The organism is Streptomyces rugosispiralis (genome assembly GCF_024505145.1).
Classification (GTDB): Bacteria; Actinomycetota; Actinomycetes; order Streptomycetales; family Streptomycetaceae; genus Streptomyces; species Streptomyces rugosispiralis.
In genome coordinates, this window is record NZ_JANIAA010000054.1 from 13,029 (window position 1) to 35,886 (window position 22,858).

General features: G+C 69.0%; 15 protein-coding genes. 9 read left to right on the forward strand and 6 right to left on the reverse strand.

The genetic code is table 11. From position 1 onward, the window contains the following. Nucleotides 1-27: 27 nt before the first annotated feature. The 4 genes from NP777_RS42470 to NP777_RS42485 form a co-directional block, all read right to left on the reverse strand. Entirely contained in the window at nt 28-1,092 is a 1,065-nt protein-coding gene (locus NP777_RS42470) for a phospholipase D-like domain-containing protein (RefSeq protein ID WP_256655545.1), read from the reverse strand. After that, the gene (locus NP777_RS42475) at nt 1,089-2,903 is read right to left on the reverse strand and encodes a hypothetical protein (protein ID WP_256655546.1); all 1,815 of its coding nucleotides are present in this window, start codon (nt 2,901-2,903) and stop codon (nt 1,089-1,091) included. Before NP777_RS42475 ends, NP777_RS42470 begins: the two co-directional genes overlap by 4 nt. Beyond that, entirely contained in the window at nt 2,887-5,754 is a 2,868-nt protein-coding gene (locus NP777_RS42480; protein WP_256655547.1) for a helicase-related protein, read from the reverse strand. The genes NP777_RS42475 and NP777_RS42480 overlap by 17 nt, the downstream gene beginning before the upstream one ends. A gap of 688 nt (nt 5,755-6,442) precedes the next feature. Beyond that, nucleotides 6,443-8,935: a DISARM anti-phage system protein DrmE domain-containing protein gene (locus NP777_RS42485; protein WP_256655548.1), complete on the reverse strand. Its 2,493-nt coding sequence runs from the start codon at nt 8,933-8,935 to the stop codon at nt 6,443-6,445. A gap of 119 nt (nt 8,936-9,054) precedes the next feature. On the opposite strand from NP777_RS42485, the gene NP777_RS42490 reads away from it, so the two are divergent. Together NP777_RS42490 and NP777_RS42495 are read left to right on the forward strand one after the other, a co-directional pair. Beyond that, nucleotides 9,055-11,142, forward strand: coding sequence for a DNA methyltransferase (locus NP777_RS42490; RefSeq protein WP_256655549.1), 2,088 nt, complete (start codon nt 9,055-9,057; stop codon nt 11,140-11,142). 231 nt (nt 11,143-11,373) lie between these two features. Beyond that, the gene (locus tag NP777_RS42495; protein ID WP_256655550.1) at nt 11,374-12,771 is read left to right on the forward strand and encodes an IS1380 family transposase; all 1,398 of its coding nucleotides are present in this window, start codon (nt 11,374-11,376) and stop codon (nt 12,769-12,771) included. A gap of 246 nt (nt 12,772-13,017) precedes the next feature. Here NP777_RS42495 and NP777_RS42500 read toward each other — a convergent pair whose 3' ends face one another. After that, the gene (locus tag NP777_RS42500) at nt 13,018-13,215 is read right to left on the reverse strand and encodes a hypothetical protein (protein WP_256655551.1); all 198 of its coding nucleotides are present in this window, start codon (nt 13,213-13,215) and stop codon (nt 13,018-13,020) included. A 122-nt stretch (nt 13,216-13,337) separates the two neighbouring features. Here NP777_RS42500 and NP777_RS42505 point away from each other — a divergent pair, with 122 nt between their 5' ends. Then, nucleotides 13,338-15,623 (forward strand): helix-turn-helix transcriptional regulator, encoded by a 2,286-nt coding sequence (locus tag NP777_RS42505; RefSeq protein ID WP_256655552.1) that lies wholly within the window; start codon nt 13,338-13,340, stop codon nt 15,621-15,623. Here the strand turns inward: NP777_RS42505 and NP777_RS42510 are convergent. Continuing rightward, nucleotides 15,607-15,837 (reverse strand): DUF6207 family protein, encoded by a 231-nt coding sequence (locus NP777_RS42510; RefSeq protein ID WP_256655576.1) that lies wholly within the window; start codon nt 15,835-15,837, stop codon nt 15,607-15,609. The two genes, NP777_RS42505 and NP777_RS42510, sit on opposite strands and share 17 nt — an antisense overlap. A gap of 970 nt (nt 15,838-16,807) precedes the next feature. Between NP777_RS42510 and NP777_RS42515 the strand changes: the two genes are divergently transcribed. The 6 genes from NP777_RS42515 to NP777_RS42540 are packed head-to-tail and all read left to right on the forward strand — an operon-like array spanning nt 16,808 to nt 22,719. Next, nucleotides 16,808-17,680, forward strand: coding sequence for a carbohydrate ABC transporter permease (locus NP777_RS42515; protein WP_256655553.1), 873 nt, complete (start codon nt 16,808-16,810; stop codon nt 17,678-17,680). Between the two features lie 11 nt (nt 17,681-17,691). Beyond that, nucleotides 17,692-18,555, forward strand: a complete 864-nt coding sequence (locus NP777_RS42520) for a carbohydrate ABC transporter permease (RefSeq protein WP_256655554.1) — start codon at nt 17,692-17,694, stop codon at nt 18,553-18,555. Between the two features lie 34 nt (nt 18,556-18,589). Next, nucleotides 18,590-19,885: an ABC transporter substrate-binding protein gene (locus tag NP777_RS42525; protein WP_256655555.1), complete on the forward strand. Its 1,296-nt coding sequence runs from the start codon at nt 18,590-18,592 to the stop codon at nt 19,883-19,885. Nucleotides 19,886-19,896: 11 nt separating this feature from the next. Beyond that, the gene (locus tag NP777_RS42530) at nt 19,897-21,024 is read left to right on the forward strand and encodes an ABC transporter ATP-binding protein (RefSeq protein ID WP_256655556.1); all 1,128 of its coding nucleotides are present in this window, start codon (nt 19,897-19,899) and stop codon (nt 21,022-21,024) included. An 11-nt stretch (nt 21,025-21,035) separates the two neighbouring features. Next, on the forward strand, nt 21,036-21,794 hold the full coding sequence (locus NP777_RS42535) for a GntR family transcriptional regulator (RefSeq protein ID WP_256655557.1): 759 nt from the start codon (nt 21,036-21,038) through the stop codon (nt 21,792-21,794). A gap of 1 nt (nt 21,795) precedes the next feature. Next, a complete protein-coding gene (locus NP777_RS42540; protein ID WP_256655558.1) occupies nt 21,796-22,719 on the forward strand; it encodes a TauD/TfdA family dioxygenase in 924 nt (307 codons plus the stop codon). Nucleotides 22,720-22,858: the final 139 nt, after the last annotated feature.

Here is a 22,858-nt window from a genome sequence, read left to right on the forward strand (position 1 = left end):
AACAGGCCGTTCGCCTCGTGTCGCGAACTACCCGGTGGATCCGGTTTCGCCGTCGCCTGCACGGGCGCCGTCTGTCGGCACGTTGGCGTAGTCGACGCCGGGAAAGAGCCGGATGCGGCTCTCATCGACGCGGACTCTGGCTGACCGCAGAGCGTCGTCCGAAAGGCGGCACAGCACGTCCGCTTCACGGCGGCCGTCCCTAGTGGTGTGCCAGGATCGCAACTGGCCGAAGCGACGTTTCCCGTCGGCGGTCTCCACGAGGACGAGCGGGTCCGGTGCGCGTCCCGGCCCCTCGGTGACCTGAGCGAAGAAGCCTTCCTGGCGCAGCCGGGTGCACAAGTCCACCAGTGAGGATGCCTGGGCGCTTCCCAGTTCCATGCCGATCTCGAAGTGCTCTTGAAGACCGAGGGAGGACAGGTTCGCGCTGCCGAAGTAGCCGGTGGCGCGGTCGGCGACTACGAACTTGGCGTGCATGATGCCGGGGTTGGCCCCGGTCCACCAGTACAAGGACGTTCTTCCGTAGTCGGCGCAGTCTTTGACGAGGTCGTTCAGGGGTTGGGCCCGGCTGCTCGGGTCGTGGGCGTAGAAGTGGACGGCGACCTGGCGCTCGGCGACGGCGGGCAGCAGAACCTCGCGCAGTAGGTCGCAGCCATGGCGGTTCCAGAAGGGGCCGCCGATGTGGAGTTCGCTGTTGGCTCCGGCGATGACGTCCTGGACCAGCAGGTCCAGGCGTCGGACGGGGGGCGCTACCAGGTGGGCGGCGGCTCGCGGGGTGGTGAACACCAGGGGGCGCTCGGATGGTGGTGCTGCGGGCGGTGGGTCAAGGCCGTCCAGGACGTCCAGGAGCACCTGGAGTTGAGAGAGGCGGGCAGGGACGAGCCCTGCCTGCCGGCCTGAGCCCAGTAGCCCGCACTCGACGGCGAGCTGGCGTACGGCGATAGCGTGATCGTCTGCGACCCCGTGCACGCGGAGGGCGTCAAGGGTATCGGCTCTGGCGATCTCCCGTGTCCATTCGGCAGCTGCCACGTAGCTGCCCGCGAGGCGCTCCAGTAGCTGGGCGAGCGGGACCAGCGGTCGCAGTTCGTCGGTCATGTGTGGCTCGAGGCGGCGGCATGGCGGAGGAACTCTGCGGCAAGGCCCCGGTCGAGGTCGTCGTTGAACAACTGGCAGCCGAAAGTGAGGTAGACGCAGCGTTCACAGCAGCGTGGTGAGGACTGATGGCACAGCGGGTCGTTCTCGCAGCTGAGCACCGAGTCGGCGGTGCTCTCCAGCCAGCTGAGCACGCGGTTGCTGAGAAGGGTCCACAGTGATCCGAGGGTGAATTCGCGAACGTTGTCGGCGTAGATGGCCACGGTGAGCGCCTTCGTGACGACCCATTCGGCGAGCGTGTTCTCGGCCAGTCCTACTTGGCCGTCGTCCAGGGACCGAAGCAGAAGGTGGCCGAGGGTGTGGATGACCGTGTGTACGGTTGCTGCCGCGCGGGCGGCTTCGGGGTCATCCTGGTCCGTGAACAGTTCCAGTAGCCGCTGGCGGGCCGCCGATTCATCTTCGGCCGCCCCGACGGTGAGTCCTTTGGCGTTCAGGAACGACAGGACGGAACGTGCGGAGAAGGTGACCAGGAGGGCTTCGGTGTCCGATGCTGCGACGTAGACCGGATACTTTCCGTCGTGGTGGTACTTGTTGTGGAAGCCTGTCAGGACGCCCCGCTCGGGCTCGTGCTCTTCTCTGGTGTAGCCGAAGGCGATTCGGGCTACGGGGAACTCCCAGGTGACCGCGATCTCTGCGATCCCTAGGGTGTGGGCCTGCTCGCGGGCGCGTTCCGTGGTCTGCTGGGCCAGCCGGTCCTGGAGCTCAGCGAAGCGTGCACACTGGTCGTCGAGGGTAATGCGCTGGATCTGGGCGGGGTCGAAGACGGCTGCGCGTTCCACGAAGGGGCGGTCTGCACCGAGCAGTTCCCACCGCGCGTAGTCGGCGTCTGTACTGGGCAGAGCAGCCAGGCCGCTCTCCTCGGGGCCCATCATTCTGCGGAGCTGCTCGATCGCCTCCTCCCCCATGTGGATCTGGCGCAGTTGCTGTTCTCTCTGCTGCCATTCCTGCGGGGACAGGCGCGGCACCGTGACGCTCTGGGAGGCGTCGCCGAGGCCCTGGGCCAGGGAGTCGATCAGGCTCAGGTAGTGGGCGGCCGCGATCCGGCCGCGCTGGGGGTGGCGCTGGTACTGCCGGAACTCGGAATTGTCGATGTTGACGAGCTGGAGGGCGTGGACCTGGTAGGCGCGGGTGTCGTTGAACGTCCTTGCCCGCATCATGGCGCGGCCGGCTGCGTCCTTCCACTCACAGCCGCAGGGGGACTGCGAGGTGCCCTGGAGTTTCGCGCCGCCGCAGCCTGGGCCGACGCAGCGCCAGAGGGCGGTGACGAAGCTTCCGGTGTTCTCGAACACGATGTGGTCGTAGCCGTGCTCGGGGACACGGCACTTGGGCACGTACATGGGGCGGACGCGTCCGCAGTTGTGCGCGTTGAAGTACGGGAGTTGCCGCAGCGGTGCGCCGCAGGTGCGGCACCGGGGGTCGGCCGCGAGTTGCTGGGCCTTCACGTATGTGCGTACGCGGCGGCAGGAGCGGCGGACGCATTCGAGGACGAGCGGGAACACCTCGAAGCGGACGAGGTCGGGGCTGACCAGGACGAAGTTCTGCCGCAGTCGGCCCTGCGGCAGGGGCAGGGCGGCTCTGGCGTCTTCGCTCCAGCGCTCCAGGTAGCGGGAGATCTCGTCAAAGATGACGTCTTCGTTGAGTTTTTTGACCACGTCCCCGTCGACTGCCTGGACCCTGCCTCGCAGCCGCTGTTCGTGGCGGAAAACAGCACCGGGCAGGAAGGCGGTCATGGCCTGGCTACGGCTGCGGTTCATCCTCGCCCCCCTTGCTGTCGGCGGTGTTGGTTGCGAGCGCTGTGAAGGCGTCCTGGCTGCTGGTCAGTGACTGGAACGATGTGCTTTTGTCGATGTCGCGGAAGCTGGTGAGCGGCTGTTGGAGGAACAGGTAGGCGGTGCGCTTTTCCTCTGCGCCCTTGTTGAGGTTGGGTCGTTCCTCCTGCCGCCAGGTTTCCATGATCCGCTCAACGAGGTCGTTCTCCAGTCCGCGCCCATTGACGCCCTCCACGCGCTCGCGGTAGCAGGCTGGGATCCGTCGTTCCAACCAGGGGTCGAGGAGTGGTCGTTGGGCGCTCCACCAGCGCTTGAAGTCTTTGGAGTAGTCGGCTCCTTCCGGTGGTGGCTTCAGCGCGGGGTCGCGGGCGGCGTCGTGGAGCAGCGCCAGCACGATGCCGGGTAGGGTGCGTCGGGCTGCGAAGTAGGCGTACTTGTTGATGGGCACGGGGGTGACCATGCGGTCGAGCAGGCGGTGGTAGCTCAGGAAGTTGGAGAACATGGAGCGTTCGCGGCGCGAGACGGGGTCGTAGACGGTGACGACGATGCCTGCGTGGGTCCGCCCGGCCCGGGCGGTGACCTGGATGTAGTCGGCGGCGGTCGGCGGCATGCCGGCCAGGACCAGGAGGTTGAGTCGCTCGAGGTCCACCCCGTGGCTGAGCACGCTGGTGCCGACTAGGGCGCGCAGCCGCTCTCCTCGCGGGGTGTCCAGGTGCTCGCGTTGGACCCGGGCGATGGCCGCGGCGAGGTCGGGGACCGGGACTTCGCCGGTGAGCACCGCGTGCTCGACGCGGTCGAGTCCAGCGTGCTGCAGGTCGTCGGAGAGCTGGCCGAGCTCCTCGTCGAGCTGGGTGCCGTGCTGCTTGCTGTTCACATAGGCCAAGGAGACCTCGTAGGGGAAGAGGAGCCGTGGGAGGTCCGAGTCGGGCAGCCCGTGCAGGGCGAGGCGCTCGCGCAGGGCCTTCGGCTCCTCCTGGAGCCGGGCGATTTCGGTGAGGAGCTCGCCCTGCACGATCGCGGCGACGTCGGCTTTGCGGCGCTTGTGCGGGAGCACTCCGATGTGAACGCGCCGGAAGTCGGGCCGGGTCGTGGTGTAGAAGCTCTCGCCGAGTGTCCATCCCGGTGCGGGGAAGGCACGGGGACGGCGGCCGTAGAGCTGACGGAGCTGGTCCTGGTACTGCTCGATGGTGGCGGAGGCGCCCAGTACCTTGCTGGGCAGGCCGCTGCCTGCTCCTGACTGGAGTTCGGCGATCATGCCTTCGTAGTGCGCGTTGAACGCGCCGAGCTCCTCCTTAAGGAGGTGCATCTCGTCCTGCACCGTCAGTGCCGGTACCGGGTCCTTGATCGGGCGGGCCGCCGGGTAGCCGCCCTTCGGCGCGGTGCAGTGGTCCGGCCCGGCCGAGCAGACCCCGAAACGCGGGAAGGAGAAGTAGCCATGCTCGGCGCAGCGGTACCTCGGCCCGTGCTGGAACGCGGTGAACTCGGGGAACCAGCTGTGCCCGGTGAGCTTGTCGACGGTGGAGATGACGATCGCCGGCAGGGTGCGGTAGACCTCGACGTCGCTCACGTGCAGGGGCAGGATCCGCTGGCAGGCGGCGCACTCGTGATGCAGACGGACCGCGTCGGTGTCCAGGCGCAGCCGTACGCTGTCGCGCTCGCAGTAGGGGCAGGTGATCACGAGCCGGTCGCGCAGGTGGTCTTCGGCGAAGGTCCCCGCCCGGGTGGCGGCGGCCTCGGGCTCCCATCCGCGCCACCAGCCTCCATCCCAGTGGAGGTCGTTGGGGCTGCCCGTCCCGCCGGCCAGGTAGCCGAGCGCGAACGGGTCGTCGTGGGGGGATCCGATCCGGCGTTCGGCGCGGAGCTCCTCGGCGGCGATCAGCATGCGCAGGGTGCGGTCGAGTTGCTGCACGCTGAGCATGCGCAGCGGGAAGCGCAGCCAGGCGGTGACCCCTGCGTGCTTGCCTCGCAGCCGGTCGTAGAACAGGGCCGTGAGGATCAGCCCCAGGTACGCCTCGGTCTTTCCCCCGCCCGCGGGGAACCACAGCACGTCGGTGTGGTCGAGTTCAGCGCGCAGGTCCACCCGCTGCGGGTGCTCGCGCACGGCGAGGGCCGGCAGGTGAGAAACGATGTAGACCAGCTGGTAGAGCCGCCAACTGTCGTACGTGCGGCCGTCGTTGACGCGGGCGAAGACCTCGTTGGCGAGCCGGAAGGCGAGTTTGAGGTCCGGATCCAGGTCCAGGCACTCGCGGCCGAGGCCGAACCGTCTGGCCTCGTCGTCGAACTGGGCGCGGTCGGCTTCGATGGCCTTGTGGTGCGGCAGCTGCTGGGCGGCACGGCAGGCGGCGGCGAACTCTCGGGAGTAGCGGGCCATCGCGACCTCGACGGAGTCCAGGATCGGGGCCGGGTCGTCGGCGAGCTCACGCCACCGCGGGTGCCGCACCCCGGCTTGGCGGGGCACGACGGTGCGTTGGACATGGACGGGCAGGGTCTCGGTCCGCAGACCGCTGCCGTGGGGAACTGCTGCGCAGCCGGTACCGCGACCGATCACCTCCGCCAGCGCCTCCAACCGGTAGTCGCGGGGGGCGAGGTGGAAGCGCTGGGGCACGATGCTGATGCCGTCTCCGGGAAGGACCGCGAAGCGGCAGTCGTACACAGAGAGATCCTGCCAGTCGCTCTGCGCCGTGTCGCTTTGGTTGTGCAGGGAGACGCGTATGAGGTGGTCGCCGCCGTCCAGGGCTTGGGCGTGGGCGGACAGCACCAGCTGGGGTGCGCAAGGGGCTGTGTCGCGGTCCAGCAGTGCTGCGACGTGGCGGTGGAAGGCATCCTCGTCGGCCATGGCCTCCGCGGGAGCACGTTGCGCCTGCGCCGCCCCTGGCGGCTCTGCGGCCCCGCGGTGAGCGGGCGACGGGCCTCGGGGCGGGCGAAGTGCGCGTCCACCGCGCGGCGGACCGCCCGGTCCAGCACCTGCTGGGCCTCGCTGAGCGCGTGCGGATCGAGGTCGCCTTCCCCGAGCGGCACTTCGATCACCAGGTCGGGCACGTGAACGTCGTGGCGGCGCCAGACGCCCAGCAGCTCTCCCGGCCGTGCCTGTGCGCCGGAGGGGCCTTCGTCGCCGCGCAGGTAGTCCATGTGCTCGGCGTAGCTGGCGATGTCCTCCAGGTACAGGGCGAATCGGCAGTGGACGGCGAGTTGCGCGGTCCTGCGACCGGGGGTGGTGCGCACCCGGAAGTCGAGTGCCAAGACCGGGGACGCCTGCGTGCCGCGCAGGGACTCGACGGGCCGGCGGCTCGGGTCGGCCGTCGCCTCGTCTGGTGCTGGCAGGTGTCGCGGCGGGACCGCGACGGCGGGCAGCACTCCGACGACGACGTGGTCGCGTGGTGTCCACGGGGGTTTGTGCGGGGCGCCACTGCGGTCGGCAAGCCTGTCGGCGAGGGCCTGCGTCAGGTGTTCGATCAGCACCGTCTCCCGCTGGTTGTCCGCAGCGCTGTCGGGGTGCGGCGCCAGCAGGTTGTTGCGGGCATCGTTCACGGCGCCTCCTGTGGTGAGCTGCTTGTGCTGCGGGGGCCTGGCACGCGGCCCAGGGCGGCCGCGGACACGCTCTTCTGGCCGCCGACGCGGCGGACGACGACCAGGTCGAACTCCTCGAGGACCTCCGAGACATCGATCCCGGAGCACAGTGTCTTCAGCTGGCGCAGCGCGGGGCCTTCCGTGCCCCGTGCGGCCTCGGTCATCGCCGCCACCGCGGTGTGGCCCAGCGTCCGGTGTAGGCGGCGTAGTTCCTCCGCCATGCGGGCCAGGCGCTGCCATGTGCCTCCTGCGGTCAGGCGGGTGTCCCGGGCCAGCAGGGCAACCCGATGGATGTCTTGTGGGTCCTCCGGGGCGATGACGCTGCCGTCGGCCCATTTGCTGACCGCCTGCCATGACGAGACCTCGCTCCCGAGGTTCTTCAGGGCGGTGAGCACGGCCGGCCACGACCCTCGCTGCTCGTGCACGGCGGTGATGGCCTGGCGGAAGAAGCCGATCATCGTGTCCATGGCGGTCACCTCGGCGCTGTCGTGCATCACCATGACGAGCCGGTCGTGGAGTCTGGACTGCCCGTCGCCGCGTGCGCGCAGTAGCCGGCTGCCGGGGGTGAGCGCGGCCACCGGCACCCTGGCGTAGCGCTGGCCTATGAGGACGTCGACCTGCTCGTCACTGCGCAGCCAGAGCACCGCCCCTTCGGGTTCGGTGAGGACGGCCGTGGCCGGCCCCAGGTCGTCCGCTGCCGCCGTGGCACTGCGGCCGGGGCCCGCCGGGGTGCGGATGGCCCTGGCCGAGGCGTCGTAGTCCTCGAAGAGCGCCGAGAGGTCAAGGGCGAGGCGGCTGTCGCGCTCGGGTGAATCATCTGGTGCGGAGGACGGTCCGGAGAAGTCGACGGGGCCGTACGCGACGGGCAGCGGGGGCGTCGTCGGCTCCGGTACCTCGCCCAGCCTCAGCACCGCGGCGGTCTGGCGTATCTGCTCGTGCCAGCCGTTCAGCGCACGGCCGGCCGAACGCTCCAGCCAGGTGTACTCGCTCTGCTCCACCACGGCGACGTGTTCATCGACAGCACCGGAGAACAGCACGCCGGTGCGTGAGGTCGAGGGGACACCGAGGTGAAGCTCGAGCCTCGGCGAGGCGTCCCAGGCCAGGCGCTCCGTATAGGGCATCACATGCAGCGCACCGGCTCCTCGACCAGCGGCGGGCCCGGGCCGGGGGGCGAGCAGCAGGGAGTCGGCATCACCGCCGAGTGCGTCGGCCAGCTCCTCGGCGACAGCGGCGGCGGCGGAGCGGGAGCGGGTGCGGACCAGGACGGGGACGCCTGCCCGGTCCGCCCGTGCCCAATCGATCAGCGCAAGCAGCAGGTCCCAGCGCGGGTTGCCGTCGTACAGCAGTTCATACAGGTCCAGCACGCCGCGCCGGAGGTCGGGCCATTGGGTCTCGCGGAACAGCCCCCACGGCCCGGCCCGCCCCTCCAATGTCCCGCGGGTCACCGACCGGGCCAGCGCCCGCGCGCCGCTGCCGCGCCCCATCAGTACCTGCCAGGCGTCTTGCCTCCCGATCGACCCCCAGCTGCACCACAGCAGGTTGAGCAGACGCACCGCGTCGGCGATCGGCTGCGGCCAGGACTCCGATGTGTGGACACGCCGTGCTGCGACCACACCCGCCACGACCGTCCGGTACAGCCCGGCGAGCTGCTCGTGGCGGTACACCGCCGCGCTCGGCGCGGCTGCCGGGCGGTGGGCGAGGAGGGCGTTACTGGTCAGGGGGCCGTATGCGGGGCGGTGCCCGAGGGTGTGCCGCACGTCGGCACGCAGCGCGGGACTCCACGGCCACTGCGTCCAGGCCCGGCTGTCGCCTGGCTGGGTGCCCAGGTCGGCCACGGCCACGACGCGGGCGGCGTCGTGCTCGCTTGCCCAGGCCAACGCGCGCTCCCAGGACTGGTCGTTGGCCATGCTGGTGCGGTCGATGACGACGGTGCCGACGTCGGTCCCCAGCGAGGGGCTGCCGAGTGCGGTGTTGAGGTAGAACAGTCCCGAGGGCGAGTCGACAGCCCTCGTGATCTTTCCTTGGAGGTCGACGACCCGGCCGTCACCGCGGATTCTCTGCATGCGCAGGGCTCGCGAAAGGTTCTGTCGGCCGATCGCGAGCTGTGCTAGCCGTACGGTGACGTTGGTGCGCAGTCCGACGACGACCACCGGTCCGTCAGGGACCGGGCAGGGCGATCCGCCGGTCAGCTCTGCCCCGCGCCGTATGAGCTGGAGGTAGATCCCGATCAGCACGGCCAGGTCGTGCCGCCCGCGCGGGAGGCCCAGGTACACGCTGCGTTGGTCGCTCGATAACGCGCGGGACAACAGGGTCAGAGTGGCGCGGTCCAGCGGGCCAAGATCGACAGTGCGACCGCGGTCCGTCATGCGCAGGGCCTGCACGCGCTCGAAGAAGTCGGCCGGGCCTGCGTCGGGAGGGACGAGACCGTCCAGATATGTCACGCGCGCCATCACCCACCTGGTATCCCCCCACTACCTGCCGTTACAATAACGCACGTTGACAGGCCGTCACCTGCTCCTGCCCAATCCGAGGGCGGTGGATCCGGGTTCGGACCACCGGGGGCGTGCACATGAACGAGAAGCCAGGGGCGGGCCTCCCCCCGGTCTCACTTCTCGAGGCCGGGTCGGCGCCAGTGGAGTGGAGCCGGATCGCCGAGCACGAGTCGTGGCGCAAGGAGGTGCACCGGCCCGCGACCTACGTGCACAAGTGGTGGGCGAGGCGCCTGGGCAGCGTCGCACGCCACTTACTGTTGGCTGCGGCGTCCGGGCCGGACGACTCCATTGCAGACGCCGCGGCTAGGCTGCGGGGGCTCGTCGTCTACGATCCCTTCGCCGGATCGGGCACCACCCTTGTCGAGGCGGCCAAACTCGGGGCCGCCACCGTCGGCCGCGACATTAACCCCGTCGCGACGCTCACCCAGCGGCAGGCGCTGCAGCCATGGGACCTTGAGGTGCTCGCGGACCTCTTCGGGCAGGTCGTCAGGAAGTGCGCCCGCCCCGTCCAGGAACTGCACCGCACCGTCTCCAACGAACCCGTCCTGCACTACTTCTGGGTGGCCCTCGCGCGCTGCCCGGAGTGCGGCGAGGACGTGGAGCTCTTCACCACCCGGGTGTTCGCCCGCCACGCGTACCCGCGCCGATTCCCCCGCGCCCAGGCCATATGCCCGGGCTGCCGGGGCATCTGCGTCACCGACCTGAGCAAGGACGAGAGGGGGCACTGCCCCGCCTGCGGCATGACCTTCCCGTTCCAAGGCGCCGCCCGTGGAAGATTCATGACGTGCCGTCACAGGCATCGCACCCCTGTCATTGCCGCGCTGAACGGCGCCGTCCCGGAACGGCGCATGTACGCGAAGCTGGTGCTACGCGCCGACGGCAGGCGTGAGTACCGGGCGATCGACGACTTCGACCTCTGCCTGTACGACAAGGCGGCGAAGTCCCTCGCCGACACATCGCCCGATGAGCTCGTACGCCCGCTCGGCGCGCTGGAGGAAGGCGTCAGCACGGTCCAGGCGCTCCGCTGGGGGTACGACTCCTGGGAGCGGTTCTTCAACGAGCGCCAGCGTTACAGCCTCGGGCTCATCGGCGCGGCGCTGCGCGATCTCCCCGGGGTGTCTCCGGAACGCGAGGCGCTCATCGCATCGTTCGGCAGAACCGTCGAACACCACAACCTCTTCTGCTCCTACAAGGGGGAGGGCACCGGCCCGGTCCGCTCGATCTTCCACAACCACGTACTGCGACCGGAGCGGTGCAGCGTCGAAGGAGACCCCTGGGGTGCCCAGGGGGGATCGGCCGGGTTCTCCGGGGTGCTCACCCGGCTACACAAAGCGGCCCAGTACAAGAACACCCCGCTGGACTTCAGGGCCGAGGCCGACCGGATCCTCGCCGTCGACCAGTCCTCGCTGCCCGTCGCCCGCCCCCTGAGCACGACGTGGCAGCAGTTCGTACGGGATCCCGCAACGGCCTACACCACCACCGGCGATGCCTCGCAAACGGATCTTCCCGACAACAGCGTGGACCTCATCGTCACCGACCCCCCCTACGTCGACAACGTCCACTACTCGGAACTTGCCGACTTCTTCCACGCGTGGCTCAGCGCCATGCGCCCCTACCAGGGCTATCCGGACATGCCCAGCACCCGGGCCGTCCAAGAAGTACAGAACGCCGCCCCTGATGGATTCCAAGCCACCGCAGCCCGCGTCTGGCGCGAGTGCCGACGCGTCCTCAAACCCGGCGGCTGCCTCTTGTTCAGCTTTCACCAGTCGCAGACGGTAGGCTGGTGCGCTCTGATGCGGTCGCTGTCCGACGCGGGCTTCACCGTCACCACCACCCGCGCCATGATCGCCGAAGTAGCCACCAGTCTCTCCAAGACCGCAGCAGCGGAGCCCAACCGCATCGACGTCATCGTGCTGTGCCGCGACGCCGCGGGCATGTCGGTCGAGGCAGCCCCCGACCTCGACCAGGCCGCCGCGCAGGCGCTGTCGGAGATCCAGAGCATCAGGGAAGCCGGACTGCAGGTGGGCCCCGGCGACGTCCGCACCGCAGTACGCGCCGCAGTCCTCGCAGCAGGAACACGCCAGGCGGCCGCCGACTGGGAAACCCTGCAAGCAGAAGCAGACCAACGAGCCACAGCGGCGGTAGCGGAATTCAACACCACCTGACTCCTCCGGGGCCGGTGCCAGCCACATCCCGACCCGACCCGGACCAGCGAGGAGAACCAGGTACGGCCCCAACACGCAGAGCGCCCAACGGCGACTGCCCGGCCCTTAGCCTGAATCCACCGAAGTGACGCTTGTGGATGACTTTCAGGAGAACGAAGAAGTGCCTTGTGACCTGCGATGATGGGAGTTCTTCAGGCTTCCAGCACGCACGATCAGCAAGGCACTTCCGAGATGCAATCTTCCCACACCCCCGCGAGGCTCTCCGCTACGTTCGACGACTGGAATCTGGTCGCGCAGGCCGGGCTGGTCCCGGTCATGCGGCTGGCCGAGCGGTGCGGGCTCTCGCGGCTGGTCGCCGAGAAGGTGAAGCTGACCGGGGCGGGAAACGGTGCGGGTGCGGCGGCGGGCGCCAAGGTCACCAGCATCGTGGGCGGCATGGTCGCGGGCGCGGACAGCATCGACGACCTGGACGTGCTGCGTCATGGTGCGATGCCGGCCGTGTTCGGCGGTGTCCGTGCCCCGTCCACGCTGGGTACATTCCTGCGTGCGTTCACCCACGGTCACGCTCTCCAGCTCCACGCTGTGCACCGCCGGTTCCTGGGCGCGCTGGCCGCGCATGCCCCGCTACTGCCCGGCTCGGGCGAGAAGGCGTTCATCGATGTCGACTCCACCCATAAACGTGTGTACGGCCGGGCCAAACAGAGCGCGGAGTACGGCCGGTTCAAGGGCATCCGCACCCTGCACCCCTTGCTCGCCACGATCTGCACCCCCACCTCCCGGCCAGTGATCGCCGCCGTGCGGATGCGCCGCGGCAAGGCGGCCGACTCCCGTGGCGCCCCGAAATTCGTCAGTGAGGCCTTGGCCACCGCCGTCGAGGCCGACTGCACCGGCATGCGCATCCTGCGCGCGGACTCCCAGTTCTACAACGCCGCCGTCATCGCCGCCTGCCGCAGGGCCGGCGCCCACTTCTCGATCACCACCGGCATGAACCCCTCCGTCAAACGCGCCATCCTGGGCATCCCGGAGGAGGCGTGGCAGCAGATCACCTACCCCACCGCGATCCCCGATCCGGACACCGGCGAGCTCATCTCGAACGCCGAGGTCACCGAGATACCCGCCTACACCGCGTTCGCCAGCCGCAAGAAGAGCGAACGGGTCACAGCCCGGCTCATCGTGCGCCGGGTCCGCGACCTCGCGAAACCTGCCGTCATAGGCGAGCAGGGCGAACTGTTCCCGGTCTGGCGCCACCACCCCTTCTTCACCGACAACCCCGCTCCGACACTCCAGACCGAACGGGAACACCGCCACCACGCCGTCATCGAGCAGGTCATCGCCGACAGCAAGACCGCAGCCCTCACCCACCTGCCCTCCGGCCACTTCAACGCCAACGCCGCCTGGCTCACCCAGTGGGCGATCACCTACAACCTGCTGCGGGCCGCCGGTGCCCTGGCCTCCGCCTTCCACGCCAGAGCCACCACCGCCACCATCCGCGCCCACTTGGTCAACATCCCCGCCCGGATCGCGCGTTCCGCCCGGCGTCTCATGCTGCACCTGCCCCGGCGATGGCCCTGGCAGCACGCCTGGACGCACCTGTTCGACACCGTCCACGCACCGCCCGAACCAGCCTGACCCCCTACCCACCCGCCCGACCGGGCCCAACCGGAGCTGACATCGTGGAAAAGCTGGATAGACCAGCGAATACCCCACGTCAACAACCGGCCGACGACCCGACGCCCGGCCCAGCGAGCCTCAAAAACCGACTCCAGAACCGACCGGTGGATCGAGGCTTAGGTCGCCCTTGTCGACGTCTGAGCGCAGGCCGACGACGGTGAACACCGTGGCCTATGACGCGGGTCGCTGCACTGGTGGGCCCGCTCATGTACGGACAGCGGCGAGGGCTGCAGTCATAGCTGCGGCCAGGGTGATGACCGCGGCGAATGTGGTGGCGGCCTGCTTGAGGGCGGTGGGGTAGGTGGCGCCGTCCAGGCGGGCGAGTACGGCGGCGCCGACGGCGGCCAGCAGCGCGATCACGACGACCAGGGCGGTGGTGAGCAGTACGACGGCGACGTTCACGGCAGGCTCCCTGCGCACGGTGAGATGTTGACATGGTTGAAGGTCGCGGAATCGGTGTGCGCCGGGGTTCGCCGGGAGGAAGATGAACAGCGGCGAACACATCTCGGCCTGGGGGCGAGCACGTGCACGACGAGCAGAGCGACCACCATCCGGCACTGACCGAGCTGCGCAGGAGACTGAACGGTGGACTGGCCCGGGCCCGGCTTGACAAGACGCAACTCGCCACCCGGGCACAGCTGGGGCGTACGACCGTGTCGGAGGCGTTCGGGGCCGACGGGCGAGTGCCGTCCGAAAAGACGGTGGCGGCACTGGCCCGCGCGCTGAAACTCCCCGTGCAGGAGCTGCTGGAGCTGCAGCGGACCGCGGCGGCCTCGGATGCGGGGTCCGGGTCGGGGCCGGGCAGGCCGATCGGTGAGTGGGAGCCGCACGCTCTGGAAGTCCACCCGGCCGGTCCCGGTTCCGGCTCGCCGGAGCAGCGGGCCCTGCCCGGCTATGTGCCCCGCGAGCACGACCGGGTCCTGACGGACGCCGTACGCGAGGCCGGGGAGGGCCACAGCCGGATGCTGGTCCTGGTCGGCACCTCCTCCACCGGGAAGACGCGGGCCTGCTGGGAAGCCGTCCAGGCGCTGGCCGAGAAGGGGTGGCAGCTGTGGCATCCCTTCGACCCGACCCGCGCCGAGGCCGCGCTCGACGACCTGAACCGCGTCCGGCCGCGGACCGTGGTCTGGCTGAACGAGGCCCAGCACTACCTCGGCGACCCGAGGACCGGTGAACGGATCGCGGCCGCCGTGCACAGTCTGCTCGTCCAGCCTGAGCGTGGGCCGGTGCTGGTGCTGGGCACGCTGTGGCCCGAGTACGCCACCCAGTACACCGCCCTGCCCACCCCAGACGGGCCGGACCCGCACAGCCGGGTCCGGGAACTGCTCACTGGCCGCACCCTCACGGTCCCCGACACGTTCGACGCTCCGGCCCTGGCCGCTGCGAACGTCCTCGCCGAGGGCGGCGACCGGCTGCTGGCCGACGCCCTCAACCGCGCCAGTGCCGACGGACGCCTGACACAGGACCTGGCCGGAGCCCCCGAACTCCTGCACCGCTACCAGAGTGGCACCCCGGCCGCCAAAGCCGTACTGGAAGCGGCGATGGACGCACGCCGCCTCGGCGTCGGCCTCCACCTCCCCCATGCCTTCCTCACCGACGCAGCCCTCGACTACCTCTCCGACATCGACCACGACCAGCTCACCGACGACTGGGCGGAAGCTGCCTTCGCTGAACTCGCACACCTGGTTCATGGGAAGCAAGCCCCCCTACGCCGCGCCAACCCCCGCCCCCAGCGCCGCACGCCCGGAACCCCACCAATCGCCACGCTCCCCCACCCGACAGCGGGGCCGGTATTCCGGCTTGCTGACTACCTCGAACAACACGGCCGCGCCACCCGCCGACGCCTGTGCCCGCCCGCCTCTTTCTGGCAGGCTGCCCACACCCATCTCACCGACATGGACGACTTGCTAAATCTCGCTGAAGCAGCGCGATTCCGTTACCGCAACCATTGGGCATTGCACCTCCGGCATCAGGCCCGCACGCGCCAACCTGCTCTCGCTGAACGAGCCGAGAATCTCGCCAACATCGTGGTGGCACCTGAACGCGGGAGGCCAGACGAAGAGAGCACAACCGAAGGCTTCGGTGGGCAGGTTGCGGACGCCAGCGAGGTGCCCGTCTCCTTGCTCGCGCAGATGCACCAGAGGGCCGGAGACCACGAATCGGCCGAGGCTCTACTTCTGCAGGCCGCCGACGGCGGCAGCCCCGAGGCTCTGTTTGCCTTGGCGCGACGACGCGAGCGTACCGGGGACAAAGGCGCCGCCGAGGCCCTCTACCGGCGCGCTGCGGATGCCGGCTACAGAGTCGCACTGGTGGCGCTGGGGTGGATCCGCGAAAGTTCCAACGACCTTGTCATCGCTGGCCCTCTATCAGAGGGCCAGCGACGCTGGCATTCCGGACGGCCGAATAAACCTGGCACGGATGCGGGAGCAAGCCGCAGACCGGGACTCGGCCGAAGCCCTGGCCCGACAAGCCGCAGACGCTGGCGACACCAGCGTCCTGGTCGCCCTGGCACGCATACGCGAACGGGCTGGAGACAAAAAGGCCGCCGAGGCCCTCGCTGTGCAGGCCGCCGAGGCTGGGAACACCAGCACTCTGATCGCCGTGGCGCAGATGCGCGAAGCTTCAGGAAACCAAGACGCCGCAGAAATCCTCTATCGATGCGTTGCCGACTTCGGCGCGCCCTGACAGTTCCTGCAGGATCGATGGCCACATGGGTTGGACCCGGATGGCACGCCCGCACAGCCATGGGAATGAACAGCTGGAGCCTCGGCCTCGCCGGAGGCGGGTTTCCGGCTACCCCACGGAGGTGAACGGGTGCTCGCAGCGCTCACCCCGGGACATCTCCCCGCAACCGTGGTAGGTGAGCTGCTGGCGCAGGTCCAGGTAGCAGCGCAGCCGAACGCCGGGCTCGCCCGCGTCCCGGGTCGTGTACTCGCTGCTCGCCGTCGCCCACCGGTCGGCGAGCAGCTGCTGGAAGGCGAGCGTGGTGGCGTCGTCGGCGGCCGCGACGTCGACGACAACCAGGCCAGCCGGCTTACGTGCACTGCGTTAATCGGGTCCATGTACGGCACTACGCCGGGTGTCCCCGGGAAGATTCCGCCGCAGTGGTGTCTTCACCCGACCGAGTGGCAGGCCGTCAGAAGCCGTCGCCGCCTCAGTCCAGCCGCGCAGACATAAGGAAATCCCGCGCCGATCACAACATTCCGAGACGATCACTGAAATCGCACTTCAGGACCTCTCCAGCTTCTGCAGCTCCACAAACCCCCCAGCTCAGAGCCGCGCCACACCACGGCCAAAAATCCGGAAACGATCACCAGATCCCCAGCTCAGCGCCTCGCTCATGTAGTGATCGGCAACGGATTTGTCAGACGCTGAAGATGGAGGCCCTGCGGTGGTTCACTTCGCCTCCTCGGCGAAATACTGGGCCGCCCGGGAGAGGGTCTCCTGCTACAGCTCCCGGTCGTCCTTGGCAGGCGGGCCGGCTCGGCTCACTCGTCCGCGGTCAACCTGTCGGAGGCCGCGTCCGCCCGGGTGTCGCGCCGCATTCGCGTTCGCGGTGTCTCCCGGTTCATCCCGAGTTCCGCGGCGACCGACTCGACGTCCGACCCGCGAGCGGACCAGCGTTTCCGCATCATGCTTGAACTCGTCGTCCTTCGGGGGACGCTCTACCTGGACTTCCCCTTGGAGGCTCACTGGCCCGACCGTCAGGGGTTTCCGCGCTCAATGGGCAGCCCCATCCCGGACAGCGTCCGGGAGACGTGTTGTGTGGGCCGGGCTGCATGCGACGAGTCCGCGTAGGGCTGCGGCCATCCGACTCCATGACGATGGTCGCTGGCCTCCGCCGGTGAAACGACCAGACCAAAGCTGTAATAACAGGTTGTTCACCTGATGGTTCAAGTCTGTTACCTGACGCGGCCACACGATGGTTTGTAACGTCAGGGCTGTGAGTACCACGACTGTTATGCCCCCGGATGAGAGACCAAGGCGTCTGCGGTTGCGCGAGGCCGGGGTGACTGCGGCGTTGCTGGGGCCGGCTTTTGTTTTCCTGGTCGCGTTCGTCGTGCTGCCCGTCCTGGCCGTTGGTGCCCTGGCGCTGCTGAACTTCGATCCGCTCAGCCAGGAGACGAGCTTCGCCGGCCTGGAGAACTGGCACCGCGTCCTGGCCAGCCCGGAGTTGTGGCAGGCGACCGGGAACACGCTCCTCTACACCGCTCTGACCGTGCCCGTCGAGGTCGGGGGCGGCTTGCTGATCGCGCTCGCCATCCGGGCCGCCGGCCGTGGCGCGGGGCTGTGGCGGACCGCCTACTTCGCACCGACGGCGGCCACGCTGGCCGCGATGTCGGTGGTCTGGCGGTGGCTGTTCTACCCGCATGTGGGTGTTTTCGACGAAACGCTCGGTCGGCTCGTCGGGCAGGACGGCTGGCTGAGTTCGACGACGCTGGCGCTGCCCGCGGTCGCGATCGTCGGCAGCTGGGCGGGGATCGGGTCGTGCGTGGTGATGTTTCTGGCCGGACTGTCGAACGTGCCCGCCCACCTCGAGGACGCTGCCCGGATGGACCGGGCCGGTGCCTGGCACCGGTTCTGGTCGGTGACCTGGCCCGCGATCGGGCCGGCGACGACGTTTGCGCTGGTGATCACGACGCGTGACTCGCTGCGCGTGTACGACCAGGTCCGGGTGATGACCGACGGCGGGCCGCAGCAGAGCACCAGCACGCTGTCGTTCACCGCCTGGCAGCGCGGGGTGAGCTATCTCGACATCGGCGGCGGCTCGGTGGTCAACACGGTGTTGCTGGTGCTGGTCCTGATCACGGTTGCTGTGCAGCTGCGCCTGGGTGGGCGCCGCTGGGAGGAGGACGGACGCAGATGAGTACGACAGCGGTGACCGAAGTCCGCCCACGGCCCGCCCGCCGCTGGGCAGGCGATAAGCGCGGCATATGGGTTCGCTGGAGTTTGCGTGCCGGACTCGCCGCAGGTGCGGTGTTCATGCTGACCCCCTTCCTCCTCATGGCACTGGCCGCGGTCACCCCGGACCGTCGGCTCAAGCCCGGGTCGGTGAGCCTGTCGGGCTTCACGCTGGACAACTTCCGCCAGGCCTGGCATGACGTCGACTGGCCCGCGCTGTATCTGCATACGGTCGTGGTCGTCATCGTGGTGTTCGCCGCGCAGGTGCTGACCTCACTGCCGGCCGGGTACGCGCTGGCCCGGCTGCGGTTCCGCAACCGCCGTCTGTCGTTTTGGACGGTGATGCTCTGCCTGGCGATACCGCCGCAAGTGACCGGCATTCCGGTGTTCTACGCGCTGTCCAAGGTGAACCTGCTGGACAGCTACACCGCGCTGGTGCTGCCGAGCGTGGGCAGCGCGTTCGGTATCTTCCTGTTCCGCCAGTTCGTGCTCTCCTTGCCGCAGAGCGTCTTCGACGCCGCGCGGCTGGACAGGGTCGGCCCGGTCGCGATGGTGTGGCGCATCGTGCTGCCCAACGTCAGGCCGGCGCTGGCGGCCTTCGCTGTGTTCACCGTGGTGGGGCACTGGAACGATCTGTACTGGCCCTCGATGCTGTTGCGCTCGGATCAGGTGGCCACGGTGCCCTACGGCATCGCGCGCTACGCCGCACCGGAGAGTCTCAGCACATACGGCACCCAGATGGCCGCGGCGACGCTGGCCACGCTACCGCTCCTGATCTTCTTCCTCCTCGTCCAGCGCCAGTTGGTGCGCGGCATCGCCCTCACCAACGGCGGCGAATGAATCCCGCGCCCACCCCACTCGAAACGGAATCCCGATGAACGTCACGCTCACCCGGCGGCACGCCCTGATGGGGGCGCTCGCCGTCGCTGCCGCGGGCACGGCCACCGCCTGCGGCAGCGGTAGCAGTGCCGGCAACACCGACGCCAAGACGATCAACCTGCTCACCTCTTCGGATCCCAAGATCGTGAACAACGTCAAGCGCACTCTTGGGCCGGAGTTCACCCGCCGGACCGGCATCACAGTGAAGATCGAGCAGGCCGGGCCGGCGTGGACCGAGGTCGACACCCGTCTGCAGGCGGATCTCACCGCGGGCCACCGGCCGGACGTCGTGCTCGTGGGCATCAACTCGGTGCGTACTTATGCTGATAGCAAGCTCGCACAGCCACTGGACGATCTCATGGCGCGGGCGAAGTTCGACACCTCGCAGTACTCGCCCTCCTTGCTGAACGTCGGCAGGTTCGGTGGCCGGACGATGGGAGTGCCCTACTCCGTCAGCACGCTCGTGCTGTACCTCAACGTGGACGTGCTGCGCAAAGCCGGCCTCGACCCGGACCGGGCACCGGCCACGTTGAGTGAGCTGAAGGCATACGCGGCCAAGATCGTCAGCAGCAAGGCCGCCCGGTACGGAGTCGCCTGGGCCTACAGCACCGATTCGAACTGGGCGCTGCAGGCCATGCTCGATTCCGCGGGCGGGTCGATGATGGACCCGGCCGAGAAGCACGTGACGGTCAACCAGCAGCCCATGGTGCGACTGCTGCGGTACTGGCGGGATCTCGTCAAGGACGGCACCAGCACCGTCATCACGTCGGCCGATCTGACGGCGGCCTTCCTCCGGGGTGACGTCGGCATGATGCTGCAGAGCTCATCACAGAGCACCGCTGTCGCCGCCGGCGCGTCGTTCCCGATCCGTATAGACGTCCTGCCGGTACCCGACGGCGGCCGCCGCCGCACGCCGCCCGGCGGTGGAGCCGCGATGATCTTCGCCAGAGACGAGAAGGTACAGGACTCGGCGTGGAAGGTGGTCCAGGAGCTGATCGGGCCTGCCGGGCAGACGCAACTGGTGAAGACGTCCGGCTACACGTCGGTCAACCAGCAGGCTCTCGCCGATCCGCGCTATCTGGGAGACCTGTTGCGCAAGGAGCCGCTGCGCTCCGCGGGTGTTGCCGAGATCAAGACGCTAGTGCCCTGGTATCAGTTTCCTGGCGCACACGCGGTCGAAGCGCAGAAGCAGCTTCAGAACGCGGTCGTCGCGGCGATGAGCGGGACGAAGCCAGTTCAGAAGGCACTGGATGACGCGGCCCAGTCCATCTCCGGTCTCCTCACGCGGTGAAGCGGGTGCCCATGACCATGACGACAGTGAGCGGCGAGCAGGCCGAGCAAGTGTCCTCCAGCTGGTCGGTCGGCGTCGAGGCGATGACGAAGGTCTACCCCGGTGGCAGACGCGCGCTCGATGGGGTGGAGCTGGCGGTCAAGCCGGGGACGTTCGTCGTCTTGCTCGGCCCCTCGGGGTGCGGCAAGACGACCCTGCTGCGTTGCATCGCCGGCCTGGAGCGGATTTCCGCGGGCCGAGTGTTGATCGGCGGCGACGAGGTGACCCACCGGGAGCCGGGTGACCGGGGTGTCGCGATGGTCTTCCAGAACTACGCCCTCTACCCGACGAAGACCGTGCTGGAGAACATCGAATATCCCTTGCGCATGGCCAAGGTCCCACGCCAAGCCCGCCGCCAGCGGGCGCGTGAGATGACCGAGCTGCTACGTCTTGGGCCAGTGATGGGATCGAGGCCCGCCCAGCTCTCCGGCGGACAGCGACAGCGCGTCGGTATCGGACGGGCCCTGGTACGCGAACCAGACGTGCTCCTGATGGACGAGCCACTGTCCAATATCGACGCCGAATTGCGCGGTGAGCTCCGAGCGGAAATCCGGCGCCTGCAGCGCCGCAGCAGTACAACCACCTTCTACGTCACGCATGACCAGGCCGAAGCTCTCGCCCTCGCGGACCGACTGGTGGTGATGCGCGACGGGCGGATCGAGCAAGACGGCCCGCCCGAGCAGGTCTACCAGGAACCGGCCACCCGGTTCGTCGCCTCCTTCCTCGGCGGCATGAACATGCTCGACCTGACAGGGTCACAAGCCGTCCTGCCCGCACAACTGCGCGCCACGCTTGCCGAGGACCGGCTCGGCTGGCTCGGAGTCCGGCCAGAAGACCTCCGGGTGGTGGCCCGCCCCGAGGAGGCCACCGGCGCGGAACTCGTGCTGCACGGCACTGTCGAGGGAAACGAACTGCTGGGCCGCGAACGGCTCATGCACTTCCGCACCCAGGGTGACCAGCGCGCCCGGGTACGGATCCACGCCGACCAGACCGTGCCCGCACAGATCACGGTCGTCGCGAACAGCGCGGACCTCCACCTCTTCGACACCGCGGGCCGACGGCTGTCGGGGACACTCCCGCTGTCGAGCGGATCACGATAGGAGAAATATCGATGTTGAACGGGGCCGTGCCGAACTATCTCGCGCTGGCCGACTTGCTCGAGACCTCGATCGCCACCATGAAGGGCGGTGACCGGCTGCCGAGCGAGAACGAGCTCGCAACGCTGCACGGAGTGAGCCGGGTGACCACCCGCGCGGCTCTCCAGGAACTGGAGCGCAGGCACCTGGTGCGGCGCAGCAAGGGCTCCGGCACGTACGTGGCCCTGCGACTGGTGTTCACCATCAGGCCCGACCTGCCACCGAGCTGGAGCCAGACGGTTCGCCGCGCGGGCGGCGAACCGTCGGTGAAGTCGGTGGACGCCGTCCTCACACAACCCGATCCCGAGACCCGCGAGCGGCTCGAACTGGGCCCCAGCGACAAGGTCGTCCGGCTGCACCGCATCGGCCTGGTCAACGGCCTGGTCGCCAACACCACGCTGACCTGCCTGCCGGCCGATCTCGCACCGGGCTTCCGTGACCTCCTCGCCACCGGTGGCTCGCTCCACACCATCCTGACCAGCCTCGGCTACCACCCCCAGCGTGAGTGGACGCGCGTCGACATGCAGGTCCCGGACGAGGAAATGGCGACCGACCTCGAACTGGAGGGCCGGCCCCGAGTCTGGGGCCTGACCAGCCTGGTCGTAGACGGGCAAGACGGCCGACCCCTCGAGTTCGGTCGCGGCTGGCACAGGCCGGACGTATTCGACATGCGCATGGAGTACCAGAGCAAGCGCCGCACTCATCGTGCGGGCGCACCAGAAACAAGGAGCTGACATGAAAACCACCCGTCCGACGGCAGGCCGCAGCGCCCCGCCCACGCTCGACACGCACGCGATCCACGACGGGCTGCGGGAGGCCGCCGAACGCATCGGCCTGACCGCGGCCGAGCTGGAGGCACCCACGGTGCAGCAGACGGTGCTCGAAGAGTTGACGCAGGCGGTGCCCGCACTGGCGGACCTCACCCGACAGGCCGGCCAGCAGCTTGACGTCCACGGCGCGGTCCGCTTTACCGGCCTGCCCGTGGCCTCCGATGTCGCGCTGATTGGCCTGCTCGCGGCGTTCGGGCAGCCGACGAGCCGGGGGAATGGCGCTCCCGCTGAGCGCCTCGTCTATGAGGTCGCCCCCGACGATGTCGCCACGGGGCCGACGAACCTGTCCAAAGGGCGCGCCGCCCAGAAGCCGCACACTGACTCGCCCGTCCAGCACCGGCCCCACGAGTTCCTGGCACTGGCGTGCGTGACCGGCGACCCCACCGGCGGCGGACTGTCCACCGTGGCCCGAGCCGACGACGTGGCAGCCGCGCTCGATGCACGCGACGGGGGCGCGACGACGGCACTGCTGCGAGAGGAGAAATTTCCCTTCCTGGACACACCGCTGGGCCTGAACAAACCGCCGGTGATCGCGCCCGTCCTGCGGCGGACCTCCGAGGGGCAATGGCGGGTACGGTTCCGGCACGACGCGCTCGTCGCGGGCTTCCAGCGCCATCCCGACGTCGCCGGCGCCGCACATCGCGAGGCTGTGGACGCGTTCACCACCATGGCTACCGACCCGGCATTGACCGCGACCTTCCAGTTGGCCCCCGGTGACATGGTCCTTCTCGACAACACCCGTGTGATGCACGGACGCACCGAGATCACCGGCACCGCGGAGCGACGGCTGAAGCGGATAAAGCTGTTCGGCGAGGGCCGCGCCACATGACGCCGGCGGCAGGTGAACCCACAAGATCGTCGACCTGCTCGACGTAGGTGGGCTGATTGTCTTCGGCGACCTCACCCCGCCCGGCGGTCCGACTCTGCTGGACAACGAAGAGGACAAGCGGCGGTTCGTCTTCGGACAT